The 24,490-nt window shown below is 32.8% G+C and carries 36 protein-coding genes; 34 read left to right on the forward strand and 2 right to left on the reverse strand.

Annotation, left to right across the window (positions count from 1 at the left end):
- The first annotated feature begins 7 nt into the window (after window positions 1–7).
- The 30 genes from rpsQ to ACO6VN_RS13345 all read left to right on the forward strand — a co-directional run bounded on the left by rpsQ (window position 8) and on the right by ACO6VN_RS13345 (window position 17,451).
- Window positions 8–271, forward strand: coding sequence for a 30S ribosomal protein S17 (gene rpsQ / locus ACO6VN_RS13200; protein WP_016998809.1), 264 nt, complete (start codon window positions 8–10; stop codon window positions 269–271).
- A 33-nt stretch (window positions 272–304) separates the two neighbouring features.
- Entirely contained in the window at window positions 305–673 is a 369-nt protein-coding gene (gene rplN, locus ACO6VN_RS13205; RefSeq protein WP_016998810.1) for a 50S ribosomal protein L14, read from the forward strand.
- 43 nt (window positions 674–716) lie between these two features.
- Window positions 717–1,037 carry a 50S ribosomal protein L24 gene (gene rplX, locus ACO6VN_RS13210; RefSeq protein ID WP_064204193.1) on the forward strand — a complete coding sequence of 107 codons (321 nt, stop codon included), beginning with the start codon at window positions 717–719 and terminating at the stop codon, window positions 1,035–1,037.
- A 25-nt stretch (window positions 1,038–1,062) separates the two neighbouring features.
- Complete coding sequence (gene rplE, locus ACO6VN_RS13215) at window positions 1,063–1,602, forward strand: 50S ribosomal protein L5 (protein WP_016998811.1); 540 nt, start codon at window positions 1,063–1,065, stop codon at window positions 1,600–1,602.
- 27 nt (window positions 1,603–1,629) lie between these two features.
- Window positions 1,630–1,815, forward strand: coding sequence for a type Z 30S ribosomal protein S14 (locus ACO6VN_RS13220; protein ID WP_016998812.1), 186 nt, complete (start codon window positions 1,630–1,632; stop codon window positions 1,813–1,815).
- A 30-nt stretch (window positions 1,816–1,845) separates the two neighbouring features.
- The gene (rpsH, locus tag ACO6VN_RS13225) at window positions 1,846–2,244 is read left to right on the forward strand and encodes a 30S ribosomal protein S8 (protein WP_016998813.1); all 399 of its coding nucleotides are present in this window, start codon (window positions 1,846–1,848) and stop codon (window positions 2,242–2,244) included.
- 29 nt (window positions 2,245–2,273) lie between these two features.
- Window positions 2,274–2,810 carry a 50S ribosomal protein L6 gene (gene rplF / locus ACO6VN_RS13230; RefSeq protein WP_016998814.1) on the forward strand — a complete coding sequence of 179 codons (537 nt, stop codon included), beginning with the start codon at window positions 2,274–2,276 and terminating at the stop codon, window positions 2,808–2,810.
- 27 nt (window positions 2,811–2,837) lie between these two features.
- Complete coding sequence (rplR, locus tag ACO6VN_RS13235; protein WP_103268772.1) at window positions 2,838–3,200, forward strand: 50S ribosomal protein L18; 363 nt, start codon at window positions 2,838–2,840, stop codon at window positions 3,198–3,200.
- 18 nt (window positions 3,201–3,218) lie between these two features.
- Window positions 3,219–3,719, forward strand: coding sequence for a 30S ribosomal protein S5 (gene rpsE, locus ACO6VN_RS13240; protein ID WP_016998816.1), 501 nt, complete (start codon window positions 3,219–3,221; stop codon window positions 3,717–3,719).
- A gap of 16 nt (window positions 3,720–3,735) precedes the next feature.
- Window positions 3,736–3,915: a 50S ribosomal protein L30 gene (rpmD, locus tag ACO6VN_RS13245; RefSeq protein WP_016998817.1), complete on the forward strand. Its 180-nt coding sequence runs from the start codon at window positions 3,736–3,738 to the stop codon at window positions 3,913–3,915.
- Between the two features lie 30 nt (window positions 3,916–3,945).
- Complete coding sequence (gene rplO, locus ACO6VN_RS13250; RefSeq protein ID WP_016998818.1) at window positions 3,946–4,386, forward strand: 50S ribosomal protein L15; 441 nt, start codon at window positions 3,946–3,948, stop codon at window positions 4,384–4,386.
- The gene (gene secY, locus ACO6VN_RS13255; protein ID WP_016998819.1) at window positions 4,386–5,687 is read left to right on the forward strand and encodes a preprotein translocase subunit SecY; all 1,302 of its coding nucleotides are present in this window, start codon (window positions 4,386–4,388) and stop codon (window positions 5,685–5,687) included. Before rplO ends, secY begins: the two co-directional genes overlap by 1 nt.
- 18 nt (window positions 5,688–5,705) lie before the next feature.
- A complete protein-coding gene (locus tag ACO6VN_RS13260; RefSeq protein WP_194201521.1) occupies window positions 5,706–6,356 on the forward strand; it encodes an adenylate kinase in 651 nt (216 codons plus the stop codon).
- A gap of 306 nt (window positions 6,357–6,662) precedes the next feature.
- Window positions 6,663–6,881, forward strand: a complete 219-nt coding sequence (infA, locus tag ACO6VN_RS13265) for a translation initiation factor IF-1 (RefSeq protein WP_001118443.1) — start codon at window positions 6,663–6,665, stop codon at window positions 6,879–6,881.
- Window positions 6,882–6,913: 32 nt separating this feature from the next.
- Window positions 6,914–7,027 (forward strand): 50S ribosomal protein L36, encoded by a 114-nt coding sequence (gene rpmJ / locus ACO6VN_RS13270; protein ID WP_003156543.1) that lies wholly within the window; start codon window positions 6,914–6,916, stop codon window positions 7,025–7,027.
- Window positions 7,028–7,047: 20 nt separating this feature from the next.
- Window positions 7,048–7,413, forward strand: coding sequence for a 30S ribosomal protein S13 (gene rpsM, locus ACO6VN_RS13275; RefSeq protein WP_016998821.1), 366 nt, complete (start codon window positions 7,048–7,050; stop codon window positions 7,411–7,413).
- A 22-nt stretch (window positions 7,414–7,435) separates the two neighbouring features.
- Entirely contained in the window at window positions 7,436–7,825 is a 390-nt protein-coding gene (rpsK, locus tag ACO6VN_RS13280) for a 30S ribosomal protein S11 (protein WP_016998822.1), read from the forward strand.
- An 83-nt stretch (window positions 7,826–7,908) separates the two neighbouring features.
- Complete coding sequence (locus ACO6VN_RS13285) at window positions 7,909–8,853, forward strand: DNA-directed RNA polymerase subunit alpha (protein WP_064204192.1); 945 nt, start codon at window positions 7,909–7,911, stop codon at window positions 8,851–8,853.
- Between the two features lie 16 nt (window positions 8,854–8,869).
- Window positions 8,870–9,235 (forward strand): 50S ribosomal protein L17, encoded by a 366-nt coding sequence (rplQ, locus tag ACO6VN_RS13290; protein WP_016998824.1) that lies wholly within the window; start codon window positions 8,870–8,872, stop codon window positions 9,233–9,235.
- Window positions 9,236–9,600: 365 nt separating this feature from the next.
- Entirely contained in the window at window positions 9,601–10,407 is an 807-nt protein-coding gene (locus ACO6VN_RS13295) for an energy-coupling factor transporter ATPase (protein ID WP_194201522.1), read from the forward strand.
- Window positions 10,404–11,270 carry an energy-coupling factor transporter ATPase gene (locus tag ACO6VN_RS13300; protein ID WP_194201523.1) on the forward strand — a complete coding sequence of 289 codons (867 nt, stop codon included), beginning with the start codon at window positions 10,404–10,406 and terminating at the stop codon, window positions 11,268–11,270. The genes ACO6VN_RS13295 and ACO6VN_RS13300 overlap by 4 nt, the downstream gene beginning before the upstream one ends.
- Complete coding sequence (locus ACO6VN_RS13305) at window positions 11,260–12,057, forward strand: energy-coupling factor transporter transmembrane component T family protein (RefSeq protein WP_194201524.1); 798 nt, start codon at window positions 11,260–11,262, stop codon at window positions 12,055–12,057. Before ACO6VN_RS13300 ends, ACO6VN_RS13305 begins: the two co-directional genes overlap by 11 nt.
- A gap of 10 nt (window positions 12,058–12,067) precedes the next feature.
- Window positions 12,068–12,862: a tRNA pseudouridine(38-40) synthase TruA gene (truA, locus tag ACO6VN_RS13310; protein ID WP_026023599.1), complete on the forward strand. Its 795-nt coding sequence runs from the start codon at window positions 12,068–12,070 to the stop codon at window positions 12,860–12,862.
- Between the two features lie 217 nt (window positions 12,863–13,079).
- Window positions 13,080–13,517 (forward strand): 50S ribosomal protein L13, encoded by a 438-nt coding sequence (rplM, locus tag ACO6VN_RS13315; protein WP_016998829.1) that lies wholly within the window; start codon window positions 13,080–13,082, stop codon window positions 13,515–13,517.
- Between the two features lie 19 nt (window positions 13,518–13,536).
- Window positions 13,537–13,929, forward strand: coding sequence for a 30S ribosomal protein S9 (rpsI, locus tag ACO6VN_RS13320; protein WP_016998830.1), 393 nt, complete (start codon window positions 13,537–13,539; stop codon window positions 13,927–13,929).
- A 315-nt stretch (window positions 13,930–14,244) separates the two neighbouring features.
- A complete protein-coding gene (locus tag ACO6VN_RS13325) occupies window positions 14,245–14,805 on the forward strand; it encodes a class I SAM-dependent methyltransferase (RefSeq protein WP_016998831.1) in 561 nt (186 codons plus the stop codon).
- 225 nt (window positions 14,806–15,030) lie between these two features.
- Window positions 15,031–15,492: a DinB family protein gene (locus ACO6VN_RS13330; RefSeq protein WP_016998832.1), complete on the forward strand. Its 462-nt coding sequence runs from the start codon at window positions 15,031–15,033 to the stop codon at window positions 15,490–15,492.
- Between the two features lie 246 nt (window positions 15,493–15,738).
- Window positions 15,739–15,942, forward strand: coding sequence for a DUF1272 domain-containing protein (locus tag ACO6VN_RS13335; RefSeq protein ID WP_016998834.1), 204 nt, complete (start codon window positions 15,739–15,741; stop codon window positions 15,940–15,942).
- Window positions 15,943–15,972: 30 nt separating this feature from the next.
- On the forward strand, window positions 15,973–16,413 hold the full coding sequence (locus tag ACO6VN_RS13340) for a GNAT family N-acetyltransferase (RefSeq protein WP_216683355.1): 441 nt from the start codon (window positions 15,973–15,975) through the stop codon (window positions 16,411–16,413).
- Window positions 16,414–16,437: 24 nt separating this feature from the next.
- The gene (locus tag ACO6VN_RS13345) at window positions 16,438–17,451 is read left to right on the forward strand and encodes a zinc-binding alcohol dehydrogenase family protein (RefSeq protein ID WP_422404772.1); all 1,014 of its coding nucleotides are present in this window, start codon (window positions 16,438–16,440) and stop codon (window positions 17,449–17,451) included.
- 371 nt (window positions 17,452–17,822) lie between these two features.
- Here the strand turns inward: ACO6VN_RS13345 and ACO6VN_RS13350 are convergent, their stop codons facing one another.
- Together ACO6VN_RS13350 and ACO6VN_RS13355 are read right to left on the reverse strand one after the other, a co-directional pair.
- Window positions 17,823–19,259, reverse strand: a complete 1,437-nt coding sequence (locus ACO6VN_RS13350; protein ID WP_016998837.1) for a YhgE/Pip domain-containing protein — start codon at window positions 19,257–19,259, stop codon at window positions 17,823–17,825.
- Window positions 19,252–19,713 carry a MarR family winged helix-turn-helix transcriptional regulator gene (locus ACO6VN_RS13355; protein ID WP_016998838.1) on the reverse strand — a complete coding sequence of 154 codons (462 nt, stop codon included), beginning with the start codon at window positions 19,711–19,713 and terminating at the stop codon, window positions 19,252–19,254. Before ACO6VN_RS13355 ends, ACO6VN_RS13350 begins: the two co-directional genes overlap by 8 nt.
- Before the next feature lie 245 nt (window positions 19,714–19,958).
- Between ACO6VN_RS13355 and ACO6VN_RS13360 the strand changes: the two genes are divergently transcribed.
- From ACO6VN_RS13360 to ACO6VN_RS13375, 4 genes are read left to right on the forward strand one after another with little or no spacing between them, the layout of a single operon-like run.
- Window positions 19,959–21,059 (forward strand): ABC transporter ATP-binding protein, encoded by a 1,101-nt coding sequence (locus ACO6VN_RS13360; RefSeq protein ID WP_194201529.1) that lies wholly within the window; start codon window positions 19,959–19,961, stop codon window positions 21,057–21,059.
- Window positions 21,060–21,096: 37 nt separating this feature from the next.
- Window positions 21,097–22,350 carry an extracellular solute-binding protein gene (locus tag ACO6VN_RS13365; RefSeq protein WP_016998840.1) on the forward strand — a complete coding sequence of 418 codons (1,254 nt, stop codon included), beginning with the start codon at window positions 21,097–21,099 and terminating at the stop codon, window positions 22,348–22,350.
- 15 nt (window positions 22,351–22,365) lie between these two features.
- Window positions 22,366–23,634 carry a sugar ABC transporter permease gene (locus tag ACO6VN_RS13370; protein WP_194201530.1) on the forward strand — a complete coding sequence of 423 codons (1,269 nt, stop codon included), beginning with the start codon at window positions 22,366–22,368 and terminating at the stop codon, window positions 23,632–23,634.
- On the forward strand, window positions 23,634–24,476 hold the full coding sequence (locus tag ACO6VN_RS13375) for a sugar ABC transporter permease (RefSeq protein WP_064204182.1): 843 nt from the start codon (window positions 23,634–23,636) through the stop codon (window positions 24,474–24,476). Before ACO6VN_RS13370 ends, ACO6VN_RS13375 begins: the two co-directional genes overlap by 1 nt.
- Window positions 24,477–24,490: the final 14 nt, after the last annotated feature.

A 24,490-nucleotide genomic window follows, 5' to 3' on the forward strand; every position in this document is an offset into this window, starting at 1 on the left:
CATTACTGTGAGCGAAAGAAATGACCGCAAAGTTTACGTTGGTAAAGTAGTTTCAGATAAAATGGATAAAACTATTACAGTAGTTGTAGAAACTTACAAAACTCATAAATTATATGGTAAACGAATCAAATATTCAAAAAAATATAAAACTCATGATGAAAATAATTCAGCAAAAATGGGCGATATCGTTAAGATTGCAGAAACACGTCCTTTATCATCAACTAAGCGTTTCCGTCTAGTTGAAATCGTTGAAGAATCAGTAATTATTTAATAGAAGTATAAAGATAAGGGAGGTCAAACAAAGATGATCCAACAAGAAACACGTTTAAAAGTGGCAGACAACTCTGGTGCTCGTGAAGTATTAACAATCAAAGTTTTAGGCGGAACTGGTCGTAAAACAGCAAACATTGGTGACGTTATCGTCGTTACTGTTAAAAATGCTACACCAGGCGGCGTTGTTAAAAAAGGTGAAGTCGTTAAAGCTGTTGTTGTTCGTACTAAAACAGGTGTACGCCGTGAAGATGGTTCATACATCAAATTTGACGAAAATGCATGTGTAATCATTCGTGATGACAAAGGTCCACGTGGTACACGTATATTCGGTCCTGTAGCGCGTGAATTACGTGAAGGTAACTTCATGAAGATTGTTTCTCTAGCGCCAGAGGTACTTTAATCTATAATGATAAAAAACAAAATTCCTAAGGAGGTGCCTACACATGCACGTACGTAAAGGTGACAACGTAATCGTTATCTCAGGTAAAGATAAAGGTAAAACTGGTAAAGTTTTAGAAGCATTACCTAAGAAAGAACGCGTAGTTGTAGAAGGTGTGAACGTTATTAAAAAACACCAGAAACCAACTCAGTTCAATCCAGAAGGTGGTATCTTAGAAACAGAAGGTACTATCCATGTATCAAACGTTCAATTACTAGATCCTAAGACAAACGAACCAACTCGTGTTGGATTCAAAGTAGTAGATGGTAAAAAAGTTCGTATCGCTAAAAAATCAGGCGAAGAAATTAAATCATCAAAAGAATAATTATTAAGTGAAAGGAGGATCCACTTTGACACGTTTAAAAGAAAAGTTTAATAATGAAATTTCATCTGAATTAGTTAAAAAATTTAACTACAGCTCAGTAATGGAAGTACCAAAAATCGAAAAAATCGTAGTAAATATGGGTATCGGTGATGCGGTTCAAAACTCTAAAGTTTTAGATTCAGCTGTTGAAGAATTGCAATCAATCACTGGTCAAAAACCAGTAGTAACTAAAGCGAAAAAATCAATTGCGACTTTCCGTCTTCGTGAAGGTATGCCAATCGGTGCAAAAGTAACATTACGTGGAGAAAGAATGTATGAATTCTTTGATAAATTAATCTCAGTTTCATTACCACGTGTACGTGACTTCCGCGGTATCTCTAAAAAAGCATTTGACGGTCGCGGTAACTACACATTAGGTGTTAAAGAACAATTAATTTTCCCTGAAATCGACTATGATAAAGTAAGTAAAGTACGCGGAATGGATATCGTTATCGTAACAACTGCTAACACTGACGAGGAAGCTCGTGAATTGTTAACACAATTCGGTATGCCATTTCAAAAGTAATCTCTAATTATAAAGGAGGCTAATTAAGTGGCTAAAAAATCAATGATCGCTAAACAACAACGTAAACAAAAATTCGGAGTTCGTGAATATACGCGTTGTGAACGTTGTGGACGTCCACATTCAGTATACCGTAAATTCAAACTTTGTCGTATTTGTTTCCGTGAACTAGCGTACAAAGGCCAAATCCCTGGCGTACGTAAAGCTAGTTGGTAAAACTCAAAAGAATGAAAGGAGGATACACAAATGACAATGTCAGATCCAATTGCAGATATGTTAACTCGCGTACGTAACGCAAACATGGTACGTCACGAAAAATTAGAGTTACCTGCATCAAACATTAAAAAAGAAATCGCTGAAATCCTTAAAAACGAAGGATTCGTAAAAAGCGTAGAATATATCGAAGATGATAAGCAAGGTGTTATCCGTATGTTCCTAAAATATGGTCAAAACAACGAGCGTGTTATCACAGGATTAAAACGTATTTCTAAACCAGGTTTACGTGTTTATGCTAAAGCTGACGAGATTCCAAGAGTTCTTAACGGTTTAGGTATTGCACTTGTCTCTACATCTGAAGGTGTTGTAACTGATAAAGTTGCTAGACAACGTGGAATCGGTGGAGAAGTATTAGCTTATATCTGGTAATTATAAAATTATAAGGAGGTGCCCACATAATGAGCCGTGTTGGAAAGAAAATTATTGAGATTCCTTCAGACGTAACTGTTGCTATCGAAGGTAACACGATTACAGTAAAAGGATCTAAAGGTGAATTAACTAGTACTTTTAATGAAGAAATGACATATAAACAAGAGGAGAACACTTTAGAAGTTGTTCGTCCATCTGACTCTATAGAACACAAAACAGTACATGGCACAACTCGTGCATTGATCGCTAACATGATCGAAGGTGTATCTAAAGGTTTTGAGAAAAACTTAGAACTTATCGGTGTAGGTTACCGTGCTCAAATGCAAGGTAATAACATCATCCTTAACGTAGGATATTCTCACCCAGTTGAAATTACTGCTGAAGATGGTATCACATTATCAGTAGATAAAAACACTAAAATTAAAGTAGAAGGTATTTCTAAGGAACGTGTTGGTGCTGTTGCATCTTACATCCGTTCAATCCGTCCACCAGAACCTTATAAAGGTAAAGGTATTCGTTACGAAGGCGAATATGTTCGTCAAAAAGAAGGTAAAACTGGTAAGTAATCACTAAGATAAGAAAGGAGCACTAACATGATCGCTAAAATCGACAAAAATAAAGTTCGTTTGAAAAGACATGCTCGCGTGCGTTCTAAATTAGCTGGAACAAGCGAAAAACCACGTTTAAATGTTTATCGTTCAAACAAACATATTTATGCTCAAGTTATTGATGACGTAAACGGTGTTACAATCGCTCAATCATCAAGTTTAGATAAAGACTTAAATATAGAGCAATCAGGTAATGTAGAAGCTGCAGCTAAAGTTGGCGAAAGCGTTGCAAAACGTGCGTCAGAAAAAGGCGTTGAAACTGTAGTATTTGACCGTGGAGGATATTTATATCACGGACGTATTCAAGCATTAGCTGATGCAGCTCGCGAAAACGGACTTCAATTTTAATTTAAAGGAGGGACACTCATGCGTCGTAAAGAACAAGAAGTTAAAGAATTTGAAGAGCGCGTAGTTACGATTAACCGTGTAGCTAAAGTAGTTAAAGGTGGTCGTCGTTTCCGTTTCACAGCTTTAGTAGTTGTTGGAGACAAAAATGGTCGCGTAGGTTTCGGTACAGGTAAAGCACAAGAAGTACCTGAAGCTATTAAAAAAGCAGTAGAAGCTGCTAAAAAAGATTTAGTAACAGTTCCACGTGTTGAAGGAACGACTCCTCACCAAGTTATTGGACGTTTTGGTGCAGGTAATGTTTTAATTAAACCAGCAGCACCTGGTACAGGTGTTATTGCAGGTGGACCAGTTCGTGCGGTATTAGAACTTGCTGGTATCACTGATATCTTAAGTAAATCATTAGGTTCAAATACACCAATCAATATGGTTCGTGCTACAATTGAAGGACTTAAAGAACTTAAAAATGCCGAACAAGTAGCTAGTCTACGCGGTAAATCAGTAGAAGAATTATTAAATTAAGGAGGGAAAAAACACTATGGCTAAATTAGAAATTACCCTCACTCGTAGCATTATAGGTCGCCCTGAAACTCAACGTAAGACAGTTCAAGCGTTAGGACTAAAAAAGACAAACTCAACTGTTATAGTTGAAGACAATCCTGCGATTCGTGGGCAAATCGAGAAAATTAATCACTTAATCAAAGTTACTGAACAATAATAATAATCAAAGTATTAAGGAGGTGCCAAAATGAAATTACATGAATTGAAACCAGTTGAAGGTGCTCGTAAAGAGCGTAACCGTGTTGGTCGTGGTATGGCAACAGGTAACGGTAAAACAAGTGGACGTGGACATAAAGGTCAAAAAGCACGTTCAGGTGGCGGTACTCGTTTAGGTTTCGAGGGTGGTCAATTACCATTATTCCGTCGTTTACCAAAACGTGGATTCTCTAACATCAACCGTAAAGATTATGCAATTGTTAATTTAGACCAATTAAATCGTTTCGAAGATGGAACTGAAATCACACCTGCATTATTAGTTGAATCAGGTGTAGTGAAATCTGAGAAATCAGGTATCAAAGTATTAGGAAACGGTTCATTAGAAAAGAAATTAACAATACAAGCTCATAAATTCTCAGCTTCAGCAATTGAAGCAATCGAAGGTAAGGGCGGAACGCATGAGGTGATCTAATGTTTGAAACGATCGTTAGTTTTTTGAAGACTAAAGACATTCGTAACAAGATATTATTCACACTAGCAATGCTCGTTATATTCAAAGTTGGGACTTATATTCCAGCTCCTGGCGTTAATCCAGATGCTTTTAATCAAAATAAAGGTTCGCAAGGTATTACCGATTTGTTTAATACATTCGGTGGAGGTGCCTTGCAGAACTTCTCAATTTTAGCTATGGGTATTATGCCTTATATTACTGCTTCAATTGTAATGCAATTATTACAAATGGATGTTGTGCCTAAATTCACTGAGTGGGCTAAACAAGGTGAGGTAGGACGTAAAAAGATTAATCAATTTACGCGTTATTTCACAATCGTTTTAGCTTTCGTTCAAGGTTTAGGTATGTCATATTCATTTAATAATATGCTTGGCGGTAATTTAATTCAAAATACTTCAGTTTTAAATTATGTTTTAATTGCACTCGTATTAACAGCTGGAACAGCTTTCTTAATGTGGTTAGGTGAGCAGATAACACAATTCGGTGTAGGTAATGGTATTTCAATTATTATCTTTGCCGGTATATTATCTTCATTACCAAACTCATTAATACAATTTTACCAACAAAGCTTTGTTGGTGCAGATGATACTACAATGGCTTGGTTAAAAGCGATTGGTTTATTTGTTGGTATGGTTTTACTTACAGTTGGTGCAGTATATGTACTACAAGCTATTCGTAAAATTCCAATTCAATATGCTAAACGTCAACAACAAGGTTCAGGTGCAGGATTATCTGCAAAAGCAACATATTTACCTTTAAAAGTTAATGCAGCTGGTGTTATACCTGTAATTTTTGCAATGGCATTTTTCATGTTGCCTAAAACCTTAACATTGTTCTTCCCAGAACAAGATTGGGCGCAAACAGTTACTAGATATGCAGATCCATCTCATAATATTGGAATGATAGTCTATGTTATTTTAATTATAGCTTTCGCCTACTTTTATGCATTTGTTCAAGTTAATCCTGAAAAAATGGCAGAAAACTTACAAAAACAAGGTAGTTATGTACCGGGTATTAGACCTGGCGAACAAACTAAAAAATATATCACTAGAGTGCTCTATCGTTTAACATTTGTTGGTTCAATTTTCTTAGCTGTAATATCTATAATTCCAATTTTAGCTATTAAGTTAATGAACTTACCACAAGCTATACAAGTTGGTGGTACAAGCTTACTAATCGTTATCGGTGTTGCTATTGAAACAATGAAAACTTTAGAAGCTCAACTTAATCAACGAGAGTATAGAGGCTTTAGAAGACGATAAACAAGTAGGAGGGCATTTATGAACATCATTTTAATGGGTTTACCTGGTGCAGGTAAAGGAACTCAAGCGAGTGAAATTGTTAAGAAATACCCTATTCCCCATATCTCAACTGGTGATATGTTCCGTAAAGCGATTAAAGAAGAGACTGACCTTGGTAAACAAGCGAAATCTTATATGGATCGTGGGGAACTTGTTCCAGATGAAGTGACTATAGGTATCGTTAGAGAAAGACTTGCTGAAGAAGATGCGAAAAAAGGATTCTTACTAGATGGTTTTCCTCGTACAGTAGAACAAGCTGATGCATTAAATGATATATTAAGTAGCTTAGGTCGTGAAGTTGATGCAGTAATTAACATCCAAGTGCCTGAAGAAGAACTTATGAATCGTTTAACTGGCAGACGTATTTGTGAAATATGTGGAACAACTTATCATTTAGTATTTAATCCACCAAAAGTTGAAGGCATCTGTGATCTTGATGGCGGTAAACTATACCAACGTGAAGATGATAATCCTGAGACAGTAGCAAATCGTTTAAGTGTTAATGTTAAACAAACAAAACCACTTTTAGATTTCTATGAAAATCAAGGTGTTTTGAAAAACATCGATGGTTCTCGTGAAATTGAAAATGTTACTGAAGATGTTATTCAAATTCTTGAAACATTAAAGTAATGACGCTTTCACCCCGAATTCGCCTAGCTTTAGGTGGTTCTTGAACGCGTGTTAGCGTTCAATTTTAAGGATCAAGACAGTATTTAGGTTTTTGAAATACAATCGGAGTGATTACTAAAAGCGATAAGTATTTGAAGTGTTGTCGAATGCAAATCTTAAGTATTAAAATCATCCCAATTTTATAAACCTGTGCTTATTCTATGTGATTTAATCACCTAAAGTATGTCTCGTATTTTGGACCAGGTTTTAAAACATGAAATACAATTAGTATTTCACGATAATGAATAGAAAAAGGGGGAAATGATCATGGCTAAACAAGATGTAATCGAATTAGAAGGTACTGTATTAGATACTTTACCAAACGCTATGTTTAAAGTAGAATTAGAAAATGGACATGAAATTTTGGCACACGTGAGTGGTAAAATTCGAATGAATTATATTAGAATTCTACCTGGCGACAAAGTAACAGTTGAAATGTCTCCGTATGACCTAACACGCGGAAGAATCACTTATCGTTATAAATAATCGTCACTCCAAATACAAGGAGGTATACAAAGATGAAAGTAAGACCATCAGTAAAACCAATTTGCGAAAAATGTAAAGTTATTCGTCGTAAAGGTAAAGTAATGGTGATTTGTGAAAATCCAAAACACAAACAAAAACAAGGCTAATAAAAGAGAGGTGTAAATAAATGGCTCGTATTGCAGGTATTGACGTACCACGTGAGAAACGCATAGTAATTTCGTTAACTTACGTATATGGTATCGGAAAAACAACAGCACAACAAATTCTTAAAGAAGCAAACGTATCTGAAGACACACGTGTTCGTGATTTAACAGATGACGAATTAGGTCGTATCCGTGAAGTTGTAGATAACTACAAAGTTGAAGGTGACCTTCGTCGTGAAACAAACTTAAACATTAAACGTTTAATGGAAATAGCTTCATATCGTGGTATCCGCCATCGTCGTGGTTTACCAGTTCGTGGTCAAAAAACTAAGAACAATGCGCGTACGCGTAAAGGACCAGTTAAAACAGTAGCGAACAAGAAAAAATAATAAGTAAAGGAGGCACATATAAATGGCACGTAAACAAGTATCTCGTAAACGTAGAGTGAAAAAGAATATCGAAAGTGGTGTTGCTCACATTCGCTCAACATTCAACAATACAATCGTAACGATCACTGATGATTTCGGTAATGCATTATCATGGTCTTCAGCTGGTGCGTTAGGATTCAAAGGTTCAAAAAAATCAACTCCATTCGCAGCACAAATGGCTTCAGAAACAGCTTCAAAAACTGCTATGGAACATGGTTTAAAAACTGTAGAAGTTACAGTTAAAGGTCCTGGCCCAGGTCGTGAATCAGCGATCCGTGCGTTACAATCAGCTGGATTAGAAATTACAGCTATTAGAGACGTTACACCAGTACCTCATAACGGATGTCGTCCACCAAAACGTCGTCGTGTATAATTTTTGTTAGTTCATAAGTTCAAAAGTCACTGGATAGAAATTAATAAAATTTAATCGACGTTTATAAGGAGGATATATTTATAATGATTGAAATCGAAAAACCTAGAATTGAAACAATAGAAGTTAGTGATGATTCTACATTCGGTAAGTTCGTTGTTGAACCGCTAGAACGTGGTTATGGTACAACACTAGGCAACTCCTTACGTCGTATCCTATTATCTTCATTACCAGGTGCGGCAGTTAAAAATATCGAAATTGAAGGTGTTCTTCACGAATTCTCAGCAGTCGAAAATGTAGTTGAAGACGTTACGACTATCATTATGAACATCAAGAAATTAGCACTTAAAATTTATTCTGAAGAAGATAAAACACTTGAAATCGATATTAAAGATGAAGGTGAAGTTACTGCGAAAGATATTATGCATGATAGTGATGTTGAAATCTTAAACCCAGAGTTAAAGATTGCAACGGTATCTAAAGGTGGTCACCTTAAAATACGTCTAATTGCTAATACTGGTCGCGGATACGCTTTAGCGGAAAAAAATAACACAAGTGATTTGCCAATTGGTGTCATTCCAATCGACTCACTTTATTCTCCAGTAAATCGTGTTAATTACACTGTTGAAAACACACGTGTAGGGCAAAGTAGTGATTATGATAAATTAACTTTAGATGTTTGGACAGATGGTTCTTTATCTCCTCAAGAAGCAGTTTCTTTAGGTGCTAAAATCATGACTGAACACTTAAACATTTTTGTTAATTTAACAGATGAAGCACAAAATGCTGAAATTATGATTGAAAAAGAAGAAGATCAAAAAGAGAAAGTACTAGAAATGTCTATAGAAGAATTAGACCTATCAGTGCGTTCATACAACTGTTTAAAACGTGCAGGAATTAACTCTGTACAAGAATTAGCAGATAAATCTGAGGCAGATATGATGAAAGTGAGAAACTTAGGTCGTAAGTCTCTAGAAGAAGTTAAATATAAATTAGAAGATCTTGGTCTTGGTTTAAGAAAAGAAGACTAATAAAGGAGGTTAATTCATGGGTTACAGAAAATTAGGTCGTACTTCGGATCAACGTAAAGCAATGTTACGTGACTTAGCTACTCAACTTATCGTTTCTGAGCGCATCGAGACTACAGAAGCTCGTGCTAAAGAACTACGTAAAGTTGTCGATAACTTAATTACTTTAGGTAAAAAAGGTGATCTAGCTTCACGTCGTAGAGCTGCTCAAACATTACGTGATGTTAAAATCCTAGAAGATGACAAAACAATTACTGTTTTACAAAAATTATTCAATGATGTTGCGCCTCGTTACGAAGAGCGTCAAGGTGGATACACTCGTATTATGAAAGTGGGACCACGTCGCGGTGACGGAGCAGAGTCAGTAATTATTGAATTAGTATAATTTATTCTTTATTGGAGTGACGCAAGTCACTTCAATCATTCTTTATAAATACAGTTTATTTCACACACACACAAAGCAAATGAGTGCAATGATAATGTTTACCACACATAGATATTGTCTAGCTCAGAGTACTCCATCACATTTGAATGACTTATCGCGTGAACTCGTCTATGGTGGAGTGCGCGCTTTTTTATTTTAAATCCGTTTATACGGATTTTTTTTATGGAAAAAATTAAAAGATAATCAAACATAAATTTTATATTTGAACTTAAGTAATTAAAAGTATTTTAAAGCAATATATGATTACTTTTCTTTCGTGATGCTGTAAAATAGAGAGACAATTAATTTTCGAAGGATGAATATAGATGGTGCAGAACGAAATTATTAGGTTCTCGAATGTTACATTTAAATACGATGAAGATGAACCTACTGCATTGGAAAATGTTACATTTAATATAAAACGCGGTAAATGGACATCAATCGTTGGCCATAATGGTTCAGGTAAGTCTACAATTGCTAAATTGCTCATGGGTATCAACAATAATTATGAAGGAGATATTATTGTAAAAGATATTAAAGTATCTGAAGAAAATATCGACGAAGTTAGAAAACATATCGGTATCGTTTTTCAAAATCCTGATAATCAGTTTATAGGCTCTACTGTAGAGTATGATGTTGCGTTTGGAATGGAGAACCAAGGCATAGAATATAGTCTTATGCATACAATTGTAGATCAAGTATTAACTGAAGTAAGTATGTTAGAAATGAAGACATTCGAGCCATCTCATTTGTCAGGCGGTCAAAAACAGCGCGTTGCAATTGCAGGTATTTTAGCTATGTCGCCAGATGTCATTATTTTAGATGAAGCAACAGCAATGTTAGACCCTGAAGGAAAAGGAAGCATCATGAATTTAATTAAAACTATACAAGATGAACGTCACTTAACAGTCATTTCAATTACACACGATTTAGAAGAAGCAGTAGAAGCTGATGAAATTATCGTTATGAATAAAGGTAAAGTTTATAAACAAGATGTCCCAGAAGAAATATTTAAAGAAGGGGCATATTTAACTGAAATAGGATTAGATTTACCTTTCGCAATGAGAATGAATAGCCTGTTATTAAATAATTACGCGTTTTCATCTTTTGAACAGTTGGTGAATCGCTTATGAAAATTATATTTAATAATGTAAGTTATGACTATGGTTTAAAAACGCCATTTCAATATAGAGCGTTAAATCATATTTCAACCACTTTTAACGAATCGAGATTTTATGCAGTTGTAGGACAGACTGGGTCGGGGAAATCTACGCTAATCCAACATTTAAACGCAATATTAAAACCAACTGAAGGGCAGTTAACTATTGATGAAATAGAAATCAATAGAAAGACAAAATCTAAGAAATTATCTCCTGTTCGTAAAAAGGTTGGTATCGTTTTTCAATTTGCAGAACATCAATTATTCGAAGATACAGTCGAAAAAGATATTATATTCGGTCCACTTAATTATGGTATGGATAAAGATAAAGCAGTTAAAAGAGCAGAAGAATTAATGGATTTATTAGGTATGGAACATGCTTTATTAAAGAAGTCGCCATTCGAGCTCTCAGGTGGCCAAAAACGACGTATAGCTATCGCGGGTGTACTAGCTATGGAACCTGAGATATTAGTCCTTGATGAGCCTACAGTGGGCTTAGACCCTAAAGGACAACAAGACATGATGGATTTGTTCAGAAAAATACAAATGGACCTAGGTATTACAGTAATACTTATTTCTCATCAAATGGACATCGTTTTGAAATACGCAGATGAAGTGAAAGTGATTAAAGCAGGAGAATTAATAGCTGAAGATAAACCTATTAATATTTTTACTAATGAAGAATTAGTGAGACAAGCACATTTAGACATTCCAAAAATCATCCAATTACAACAAGCTGTTGAGCGCAAATACAATATGCAATTTGATCAACTTGCAACTTCTGAAGAAATGTTTAAAGATATGTATGATAAGTGGGTGATGAAACATGACAGATAAACTGATAATTGGTCGTTATATTCCTGGTAATACAATTATTCACCAACTTGATTCTCGAATGAAAATGATTTTTGTACTACTTTTTATGGTGTTAATATTCTTTTGTAATTCGTGGTTGAGTTATTGTTTCATGATTTTATCCGTTTTATTCATTATGTATTTATCAAAAATAAAACTTTGGTTTTTAATTAAAGGTCTTACTCCAGTGATGATTCTATTTATCTTTACATTCGTCATGCACTTAATCGTAACAAAAGGCGGTCCTGTGCTCATTGATTTTAAAATATTTACAGTTGAACAAAATGGTGTAGTACAAGGTACATTTATTGTATTAAGACTTGTGTTACTTGTTATGATTTCAACTATTATGACCCTTACTACAAGCCCAATTAGTTTAACAGATGCAATAGAATCAATGCTAAGACCGTTAAAAAAAATAAAGTTTCCAGTTCACGAAATGGCTATGATGATGTCTATATCTTTAAGGTTTATCCCTACTTTAATGGATGAATTGGAAAGAATAATAAAGGCTCAAACATCAAGAGGTTCAGATGTTACGTCTGGAAGTATTATGAATAGATTTAAAGCTATTATACCTTTATTAATTCCTATGTTTATTTCGGCTTTTAAGAGAGCAGATGACTTAGCAATAGCAATGGAAGCAAGAGGTTATAATGCATCAAATGTTAGAACAACATATCGTAAGTTAAATTGGCGTATGAGAGATACGTTAGCATTATCAACAATTATTATCATAGCAATTGTTATATATTTATTAAGAAATTGAGGTGCCTATTTTGAGGATGTTAGTGAAAATTTCATATCATGGAGGACAATTCATGGGGTTTCAAATACAACACCATGAAAGAACAGTCCAATATGAATTTGAAAGAATTCTAAAAAGAATGCACCGTACATTTGTTAGAATTCATCCTTCTAGTAGAACGGATAAAGGTGTTCACGCTATAGAGCAGTATTTCCATTTTGATACAGAGTTGAATATCGCCCCAGATAAATGGCAGTATGCATTTAATTCTGCTTTACCAAAAGATATATATGTTCAAAGCGTAGAACAAATCAGTGATACATTTCATTGTCGATATCATTGTGTAGGTAAAAAATATCGTTACAAAGTTTATATAGACGAAGCTAGAAAAGTATTTGAACACGATACAAAAGTACAACAAAAGAAACCGGTCGATATAAACGCAATGAACGAAGCAGCAAAATTATTTTTAGGAACACATGATTTTACAAGTTTTTGTTCACAAAAGACAGAAGTAAAAAACAAAGAAAGAACAATTTATCAAAGTGAAGTTGTAGAAACGGATGAAGGCTTTGAATTTATCGTGACAGGTTCTGGTTTCCTATATAATATGGTACGTGTTATGGTAGCTTATCTAATTCTTGTAGGTGAAGGGAAAAGAAGCGGTCAGGAAATTCATAAATTACTTGAAGAAAGAGATCGTAATAAAGTGCCACATACAGCACCTGCACATGGATTATACTTAGAAAGAATTTATCTTAGCGAAGAAGAACTCAAAGAAGAGTTTGGAGAACACATTCACATTCATAAGAAAAACTCTATATAAATTGTTTGAAATCAATTGACAAAAAGCGAAATAAATTATATTATAGTTAACGGTATTGTTTTATATCACCACCACGATAAGCCCCGGAATCTTATTGTGTTTTAAGATATAGAAGCAGGAATCAGATAACGGAATATAAGATGTATGTTTTTTCTTTGGTACAGGCGAATTCATACATCTTGACCAGAACTTTTTTAAAATTTAGGAGGACACTATAATGCGTCAAACATTTATGGCTAATGAAGCAAACATCGATCGCAAATGGTTTGTTGTTGATGCTGAAGGAGAAACGTTAGGTCGTTTATCATCAGAAATCGCATCAATCTTACGCGGTAAACATAAAGCAACTTATACACCACATGTTGATACAGGAGATAATGTTATAATTATCAATGCTGACAAAATCTACTTATCAGGTAACAAAGAACAAGATAAAATTTACTACCGTCACTCAAATCACCCAGGCGGAATCAAATCAATTTCAGCTGGTGAATTAAAAGAGAAAAACCCAGTTCGTTTATTAGAAACATCTATCAAAGGTATGTTACCAAATAATAAACTTGGTGAAAAACAAGGTAAAAAATTATTCGTATATGCTGGTGCAGAGCATCCACATGCTGCACAACAACCTGAAAACTACGAGTTACGTGGTTAATTAAGAGGAGGATACTACATTGGCACAAGTTGAATATCAAGGCACAGGCCGTCGTAAACATTCAGTAGCACGTGTACGTTTAGTACCTGGTGAAGGTAACATAACAATTAACAAACGTGACGTACGCGACTACTTACCATTTGAATCATTAATTTTAGATTTAAACCAACCATTTGAAGTAACTGAAACTAAAGGAAACTATGATGTTTTAGTAAACGTTCAAGGTGGCGGTTTAACAGGACAAGCACAAGCTATCCGTCACGGAATTGCACGTGCATTGTTAGAAGCTGACCCAGAATACCGTGCTTCATTAAAACGCGCAGGATTACTTACTCGTGATCCACGTATGAAAGAACGTATGAAACCAGGTCTTAAAGGCGCTCGTCGTTCACCACAATTCTCAAAACGTTAATATTGTTTACCAATATTATTTTGAATCCCATAAGCAAATGCTTATGGGATTTTTTTATACTTAACTAATAAATATTTTTATCATTATATAAAATATATTAAAATCTCTAAACCTCCAAGTTGACTTGTATTATATCTGGTGTTATTATGATTTAATCAAAGATATAAAAAGTCTTTAATATCTTCGAAAGGTAAATTACTGCATTAAAATTAAATTTTGATAAAGTCTTAGTATTTTATTAAAGCACGATATAAGCAAAGAAGCATAATTAAATTATATATAAATTCTGTTTTATCTATTTGAGGAGGTATTTTAATGAATCAAAAATTAACAAAGAAAATCAATAACTTAGAGACGATACAAAGAATTCCAGTAGAAGATATACTACCATTTATTTCTCTAAATAAAGTGGATAAAGTATTAGATCTTGGAGCTGGAGTAGGGTATATAAGTCTTCCAATATCTAAGTACGTAGATGAAGTAACTGCAATTGATTTTGATGCAGACATTTTAAATTATTTAGATACAAAAGCTAAGGAAAAAGAAATTACGAATATTGAAACACTAGTATCAGATTTTAAAGATATTCAATTAAGTAGCGAAACATTCGATAGAGCAATTGCATCAATATCATTGCATGAAGTAAGTCCACTTTCGCAGGCTTTAAATGAAATATATAGAGTCTTAAAAAATAAAGGAGTATTTCTATGTATTGAATTAGAAAAGCTAGATTTAACAAAAGCTCCAAGAGTCTCGTCAGAAGATATGATAGAACAAGTTAGAGATGCAGGATTTGATAAAGTAGATGTATTTTATCCAGAAGGTAAAATTGCTAATCAACCTGTTTATATAGTTGTAGCAGAAAAGAATATATAAGCTATAAGTTTTCTAGATATATTAGATTGGCTATTGGTTAAATAATATACGATAAAATTAAACTCCCTATACAGTCATGGAATAAAGCCTGTTTCTTGATACATATGCTATAACAAGTTATGTTGTATATAGGATATTAAGATAAAGTAGAAAGTCACTTGATTAACTTCCGAATCATGAGTAGATATTTCATATTAATGAAATAATAATAGGGGGAAGATTTATATGCTAAAAGAACAGTTCGAAATTTCTTATAATATGTTATCAAATATTATAAAAGATATTGATGAGAAAGAAGCAGACTTTCAGTTAGAGTTGGCTAATAATAATATTAAGTGGCAGCTAGGTCATATCATAGTTGCAAATGAAACGTTTGTATTTGGTACGACTGAGGAAGAGAATACTTTAGGGGCTGAATTAGGAAAGTCATTTGCACCTGGTACTTCACCACAAAGCTTTACTGGCGCTGAACCTACATTTAAAGAATTAAAAGGTATTTTAAATACGCAGTTAGATAGAATTTTAAATATTGTAGATGACCAATTAGATCGTAAACGAAATGAGCCATTAGCTAATATGACAACTTTTGCTGAAACAATACCTTTTGGTGTAACGCATACTAATTACCATACTGGACAAATAAAATTGATGAAAACTATGATGGATAAACTCGATCAAGGCGTATAATTAATTAGGCTGAGACATTTAATTATGTCTCAGCCTGTTTTTTGTACATTTAAAACAAATTAATGTCTTATCTTCTAAAACAATACCTTCTATAAAACCACTGTTACAATAAATATTCTTTTGACAAATCTTACATTTACCGACAAGTTCTTTTTCCAATATAATCACCTTCATATTAATATTAAATACTAAAAAATGATATGATAATTATAATCAATATTAACATACAATAATGGAGTGATAGAGATGGTATTGGAAATGAAAACAAAATGCGACAATTGCGATTATGTTTTCCATGAAAAAAGTAATGCTTTTATTTGTGTTAAAGAACATACTTTTTGCCGTGATTGTGCAGAAAATCTATATTATGTTTGCCCAGAATGTAGTGGCGAACTTGTAGTAAGACCGAAACTTAAAGCTGATGAAAACACAATTATGAGTGATAGATAAATTTTTATAGATAAACAGGGGGATATACAATTGAATATCGTAAAAATTAACGAAGATGACATTTTACGAATTGTACCAATTTTTGATGCATATCGTGTTCATGCGGGGAAAAAATCTAATAAAGAACAGGCTAATACATTTCTGTATAATAATTTAAAAAATAAAAATGCTACTATATTTATAGCTGAAGAAGAAAATGATGTTATTGGATTTATACAATTATATACGATGCTTTCTTCGATGAAAATGTCACAACTACTTATTATTAATGATTTGTTTGTTACTGAGCAAGCACGTGGTAAACACGTTGGTGAGAAACTCATGAACCAAGCATTTCAATATGGTAAAGAAAATGGGTATGAGATAATGTATTTGGAGACTGAGAAAACAAATGTAGCTGGAAACAAACTATATCAAAAATTAGGTATGGTTTTAGATGAAGATCATAACTATTATAGTAAGCCTTTATAAAATAAAATAAGAGGTGAGGATTAAATGAAAGCAATTGGATTTAAAAACGGCTTTGATTTAAATGAAGAAAACGGTTTTGAAGAATTAGACTTACCTACGCCTAAAGCTGAAGGTAAAGATATACTTGTAAATGTAAAAGCAGCAAGTATTAACCCGGTAGATACAAAGTTACGAACGGCAAACTACGATGATTATAAAGTATTAGGTTATGATGCAGTAGGTGTTGTAGAAGCGGTTGGAAATGACGTTGAATTATTCCATGTTGGAGATGAAGTATACTACTCTGGATCTAACATAAGACAAGGTTCTAATGCAGAATATCAACTCGTTGATGAAAGACTAGTAAGTATTAAACCAGAACATTTATCCAATGTAGAAGCTGCTGCATTACCTTTAACTTCACTTACAGCGTTTGAAGCGCTCTGCGAAGGGTTAAATATATCAACAAACCCTGAAGATAATGAAGGGAAGAAATTACTGATTATTAATGGAGCTGGTGGTGTTGGTTCAATAGCAACTCAAATTGGAAAACATCTAGGTTTAACTGTAATTACTACAGCTTCTAGAAAAGAAACAAGAAGATGGTCTGAAAAAATGGGCGCTGATATTGTATTAAATCATAAACACCATTTACCAGATGAATTAAAAGCTCACCGTATCAATGAAGTAGATTATATTTTTGATACGCATAATAGTGATGAATACTTTGCGGTAATGGCAGAAATGATAAAGCCTAGAGGTAAAATTGTAGGGTTAGTTAATTTTATGGATAAAGTAGATTTAAACTTATTAAAAGATAAAAGTGTTTCATTTTCATTTGAATTTATGTTTACAAGACCTAAATATGAAACTGAAGATATGAAACAACATCATAAATATTTAAGTGAATTGATGAAATTAATAGATAGAGGCTCTATTAAAACAACACATTATCAAACATTAAAAGGCTTAACTGTAGAAACAATTACAAAAGCTCATGAAATGATAGAACAAGGAAATAGTATAGGTAAAATTGTAATAGACTATGAAGAAAAATAAATATAGTTAAGAAATATATTAAACAAAAGAGCTTGGGATATAAATCCCTGGCTCTTTTTTGGATAGAATATATAAAATCTAAAGAATATGTTGTTATTGGATTAATTAAACCGAAAATCCAATAAGAGTTCATTTTGTTGGATTAATAAAGCCGAAAAATCCAATAAGAGCCGTTTTGTTGGATTAATTAAGCCGAAAATCCAATAAGAGTTCATTTTGTTGGATTAATTAAGACAAAAATCCAAATAGACCCGCTCTTATTGGATTTACGATCACATAGACTCACGAATTTAATTTTTCTGACCTAAAATCAAAAAACTGGAACATTTATAATGTTCCAGCTTCTTTTTAAATAAGGATACGTACTTGTATTAATAATCGTTTTCGTTTGCTTTACGTCTAAAGTTTGGATATTTAGAACGTATTGTATAAACAAGCATTGATAGTAATGCAAAGACAATTGCGATACTTCCAATAATCAACATAGATTGTAAGTATGTTACGTCGCTTGTAAAGTTAAATATATTTTCTCTTAATGCTTTAATGACATAGCTCATTGGAGAAAATGGATGTAAGTCTTGGAAGAACTTGCCTGATAATTGAATAGGGAAAGTACCTTCACTTGAACCTAACTGCAAAATTAATAATATGATTGCTAAGAATTTACCGATATTACCTAATACTACAGTTAAGAAAGTAACAATCATATAAGCTGCTAAACTCCATAATAGAAGTGTCAGTGTGAAATATCCATGGTTGGCGATATCCATATCAAATATATATAGACATAGTACTGCTAGTGCGAGTGCGGAACCTACAGATTGTAAGAAATAAATAACAAATTTACTTAACCACCATTTGATTCCTGTTGAATCTCCCATACGTTTATCTATTGGATAGACTGCAGCAAAGGCTACTGCTCCGACATATAAGCTTAATGCAAGAATATATGGTGCGAAACTTTGACCATAATTATCTACTTCAGTTAAGTCGTTTTCACTTGATTTAACTGGTTTATTGATGGAATCTGTATTTTTCTTATTAAAATATTGGCCTTCAGACTGTTTAATAGCTTTATCAATATTATCTTTCAATTTATTATTATTAGCTTGTAGTTCATTTAGACCTTGTGATACTTGCTTACTACCTTGTAGAAGTTGCTCTCCTTGAGCTCCGGCCATAGGTGCCATTTGTTCTAACCCAGATTCAACTTGTTGATTACCATCTATAAGTTGGGATTCTGCATCAGACATTTGTCCTAAAGCTTTAGAGGTATCTTTATAACCATCTGTAAGTTTATTCATGCCATTAAATACTTCTGTAATGTATTTGTCTCGAATAGAACTACTTAGATTATCTTCAACTGCTGTTACTGCTTTAGTTGCAATTTGAGAACCAGTATAACTATATCCAGGGTTTGTTTTAATATTTAAATCAATTTTTTCTGGAGATTTATCTAACATGGACCCAGCGTTTTTAGTTGTATTTTCAGGTATTGTTATAACTGCATAAGATTCACCGCGTTCTAAATGTTTATCTGCAGTAGATTGTTCTACAAACTCCCATTTGAATTTATCATTATCCTTTAATTTATCAACGACGTCATTACCTATATTCGTCTTCTCACCATTAATTTCGCCGCCTTTATCATAATTGACTATTGATATTTTTAATTCGTCAGTTTTACCATAAGGATCCCATAAAGACCCCACGAATACAGAACTATAAATAAGCGGTAAAAGCATGATTGCTATTAAAGAAATGAGCATAAATTTATGTGTCCATAAGTTTTTTATATCATCAAACATGTTTAGCATTATCCTTTCCAGTTATAAGATTGTTTGCTTTTTGGAGCTGTTTAACGAATGTGATGATTTCTTGATCAGAGAAATGAGAAGATAATTTACGACTAAAAGTTTCATAGATTATATCTTCAGTACGACTAACAAGAGATAATCCTTTTTCAGTTAGCAATACAGATTTTTCTCTTTTATCTTCACCTTGTTGGATTGAAATAAGATCTAAATGCTTTAGTTTATTAATTCTATTAGATATTGCTGTTTTAAAAACACCTTGTCTTTGAGCTATAAAACTAAATGTACATTTAGGAGACTCTTTAATAATTTTTAGAGTTTGAAATTGTTCTTTAGAGATTACTTCATCTAACCCAGACTTATTTAAAATTTTTGCTACTTCGCTATGAATGTTAACAATAGATTCTTGAAATAGGTTAAATGCTTTTTTTAATTCATTATTTTCCATTAGTACACCTCCTGTACTTATTACTTTTCATATAGTACACCCTATGAACTAAAATTGCAACAATAAAGCATATTATTAAAACAAACGTTTGCGCTATAGTATAGATAAATATTTATAAGACTAATATATGTATGTAAATATAAATGCAAACGTTTGCGTAAAATTCATTGACAAATTGTTAAATTACACATATGATAAGTTTATATTTAAAAATGAAAGCGATTTCAATTAACGGAGGGAATCATATGACCGATTTAAAATTAGAAAATATTAAGAAAACCTATGATAAAGGAAATACGGTGGTTAATGATTTTAATTTACATATTAAAGACAAAGAATTTATAGTGTTTGTCGGTCCGTCAGGGTGTGGCAAATCAACAACATTAAGGATGATAGCAGGGCTAGAAGATATAACGGATGGAGAATTTTCTATTGATGGTTCAAGAATGAACGATGTAGCACCTAAAGATAGAGATATAGCGATGGTATTTCAAAATTATGCTTTATATCCACATATGACAGTATACGATAATATGGCTTTTGGCTTAAAACTTAGAAAAATGAATAAAAAAGAAATAGACAAAAGGGTACAATATGCTGCAGAAATTTTAGGTTTAAAAGAATTTTTACCGAGAAAGCCTAAAGCTTTATCTGGTGGTCAAAGACAAAGAGTAGCTTTAGGTAGAGCGATTGTTAGAGATGCTAAAGTATTTTTAATGGATGAACCTTTATCTAATTTAGATGCAAAATTACGTGTCCAAATGAGGACTGAAATTTTGAAATTACATGAACGTCTACAAACGACAACAATTTACGTAACACATGACCAAACTGAAGCATTAACAATGGCTAGTCGCATCGTTGTATTGAAAGATGGAGATATCATGCAAATAGGTACACCAAGAGAAGTGTATGATTCGCCAGAAAATGAGTTTGTTGCTCAATTTATTGGCTCACCTGCAATGAACATTTTCGATGCAAGAATAAATCAAGATAACTTAGAAATAGGCGATCAAGTGATTAAGTTGAATGAGAGACAGACAAGATTATTAACAAATGCTGGTTATGATGGGAAAGACATAAGATTTGGTATAAGACCAGAAGATATTCACGATGAACCAATATTTATATCAGCACATCAGGATACAACATTCAAAACAAAAGTATTAGTAAGTGAATTATTAGGTTCAGAAATAATGATACATGGTTTGTTTAGTGACAATGAATTTTCAGCGAAATTAGATGCAAGAACAGTAGTAAATCCTAATGAAGAAATTGAATTAGCCATCGATTTAAATAAATGTCATTTCTTTGATAAAGAAACCGGAGAAAAAATAAAAAATTAAATCAGTGTCAAATTAACACTTGAAAGAAGGAGAGCATATGAAGCGAATAATAAAATTTTGCTCAGTGATACTAGTTGTTACGTTATTAGTAAGTTGTGGTCCAAAACGTACACAAGAAGATATTGATAAAGCTTTAAATGATGATGAAAAGACTTCAAAACCTGAATCGTTAACAATGTGGGTTGATGGAGATAGGCAAATGTCTTTCTATAAAGAAGTAACGAAAGAATACACTAAAAAAACAGGAATAGAAATTATTCTAAAAAACACTGCTCAAGATGACCAAGTTGACAATTTATCTTTAGATGGCCCCTCTGGAAAAGGACCTGATTTATTCTTTCAACCTCAGGATAGAGCAGGAGATGCATACTTACAAGGATTGGCAGCAGAAATTGATTTTACAGAAGAAGAACTTGAAGGATATTCAAAAGATGCATTAGATGCATTAAACTACGAAGGTAAACAATTAGCATTACCAGTAATAGTTGAATCAACGGCTGTCGTTTATAATAAAAAGCTTGTAAAAACACCACCAAAGACTATGGAAGATGTAGAAAAAATTGCTGAAAACATAACTGATAAAGATAAAAAACAATATGGTTTCATGTTTGATGCTAAAAACTTTTACTTTAATTACCCATTTTTATTTTCACAAGGCGGATACATTTTTAAAGAAAAAGATAACGGGTTTGATACTACAGATGTAGCAGTAAATGATAAAGCTGTAGTAGAAAGTGGCAAAAGACTGCAATCATGGTATGAAAAAGGTTATATCACAAAGTCAGCAGATCAAGATGTCATTGTTGGTTTATTTAAAGAAGGAAAAGTTGGCATGTTTGTGACTGGTCCATGGCAAACTTCAGAGTTTAAAGAAGAATTAGGTGACGATTTTGGTACAGCGATTTTACCTAAAGATAATGGCAAACAAATGAAACCATTTTTAGGTGTTCGTGGTTGGTTTATATCAGAGTACAGTAAGGAGAAATATTGGGCTAAAGATTTATTATTATTTCTAACAAATCAAAAGAACATGCAGAAATATACTGACGATATGCAAGAAATTACAGGACGTACAGATGTTTCATCTAAAAATGAACTTCTAAGACCATATGAGCAACAAGCACAAAATGCTGTTCCAATGCCTAATATTCCAGAAATGAGTCAGGTCTGGGATCCTATGGGAAATGCAGCGATATTTATGTCAAATGGGAAAGATTCAAAAGAAGCATTAGATGAAGCAAAAAGTAATATAGACGAACAGGTGAAAATTATGAATGCATCTAAAAAATAAAAGAAGGTGTCAAATATGAAGAATAGAAATCCTAAATTAGCTGGGATATTGTCCATTATTCCAGGTGTTGGACAATTTTATAATAAAAGATACATAAAAGGCAGTATTTTTATTATATTTTTTATTAGTTTTATAAGTGTTTTTTATCAGTTTATGAACATTGGATTTTGGGGGTTATTTACGCTTGGTACAGTGCCAAAACTAGATGATTCAAGAGTATTGTTAGCGCAAGGGATTATATCCCTCATACTTATAGCATTTGCTATCACACTTTACGTTGTAAATATAATCGATGCATATAGAAATGCCGAACAATATAACAGAGGTCACGAAATTAAAGATAGTAAAGGGCGTATGGTTGCAACATGGGATAAAACATTCCCTTATTTATTGATTTCACCAGGTATTTTTTTATTAATTTTTGTTGTAGTGTTTCCATTACTATTTATGTGTTTTTTAGCTTTTACGAATTATAATTTATATAATGCACCTCCTAGAAATTTATTAGAATGGGTTGGCTTTGATAATTTTAAATCGTTATTAACTGTTCCTATTTGGAAGACAACTTTTTTTAATGTATTAACTTGGACAATTGTATGGACACTAGTAGCTACAACTTTACAAATTGTGTTGGCATTATTGTTGGCTATAATTGTAAATCACCCGTTGGTAAAGTTTAAAAAATTAATTAGAACAGTATTGATTCTTCCATGGGCAGTACCATCATTTGTTACTATTTTAATATTTGCAGCAATATTTAACGATGATTTTGGTTCAATAAATAATGATATATTGCAACCCTTATTAGGTATAGCACCAGCGTGGTTAAACGATCCATTTTGGGCGAAAATAGCTTTGATATTCATTCAAGTATGGTTAGGTTTTCCTTTTGTATTTGCTTTATTTACTGGTGTATTACAAAGTATTTCATCAGATTGGTATGAAGCGGCTGATATGGATGGCGCTTCGAGTTGGCAGAAATTTAGAAACATAACATTTCCTCATATTTTGTTTGCAACTGCTCCGTTATTGATTATGCAATATGCAGGTAATTTTAATAACTTTAACCTTATATATTTATTTAATAAAGGTGGACCGCCAGTATCAGGCCAAAACGCAGGAAGTACAGATATATTAATATCATGGGTTTATCGCTTAACATTCGATATGCAAAACTATAATATGGCAGCTACTATTTCATTAATTATTGGGATATTTATCGCAATAATTGCATTTATACAATTTAGAAAAACAAGTACGTTTAAAGATGAGGGGGATATTTAATGAATAAGAAAAACAAAAATATATTAAGAGCTATTTTGATGTATAGTATTTTGGCTGTTATGTTTATTATCATTATTTATCCGTTATTATGGACATTAGGATTATCTTTAAACTCGGGTTCAAATTTATATGGATCAAGTATGATACCTAAAGATGCTTCGCTAAAAAACTATATATTTTTATTAACAGATCCTTCTAGTGATTATTTAACTTGGTATAAAAACACATTAATCGTTGCGACTGCAAATGCATTGTTTTCAGTTATATTTGTAGGTTTAACGTCTTATGCTTTTTCAAGATATAGATTTGTAGGTAGAAAATATGGGTTAATAGCATTTTTAATACTTCAAATGTTTCCTGTTTTAATGGCGATGGTAGCTATTTATATCTTGTTAAATACTATCGGTCTTTTAGATTCATTATTTGGGCTAACTTTGATCTATATCGGTGGATCAATACCGATGAATGCGTTTTTAGTGAAAGGGTATTTTGATACAATACCAAAAGAATTAGATGAGTCAGCCAAAATGGATGGTGCTGGGCATATGAGAATATTCTTCACAATTATGTTGCCTTTAGCTAAACCGATATTAGCAGTAGTAGCACTGTTTAATTTTATGGGACCATTCATGGACTTTATATTACCTAGAATCTTATTAAGAAGTCCTGAAAAATATACATTGGCAGTTGGATTATTTAATTTTATAAATGACCAGTTCGGTAATAATTTCACAGTTTTTGCTGCAGGTGCTATGATGATAGCAATCCCAATTTCAATCGTATTTTTACTTTTACAAAGATATTTAGTCACTGGATTAACTGCAGGTGCAACTAAAGGATAATAAGGAGTGGTTTT

The sequence above is a fragment of the Mammaliicoccus sp. JADD-157 genome (assembly GCF_049310805.1).
In the GTDB taxonomy this organism is placed as follows: domain Bacteria; phylum Bacillota; class Bacilli; order Staphylococcales; family Staphylococcaceae; genus Mammaliicoccus; species Mammaliicoccus lentus.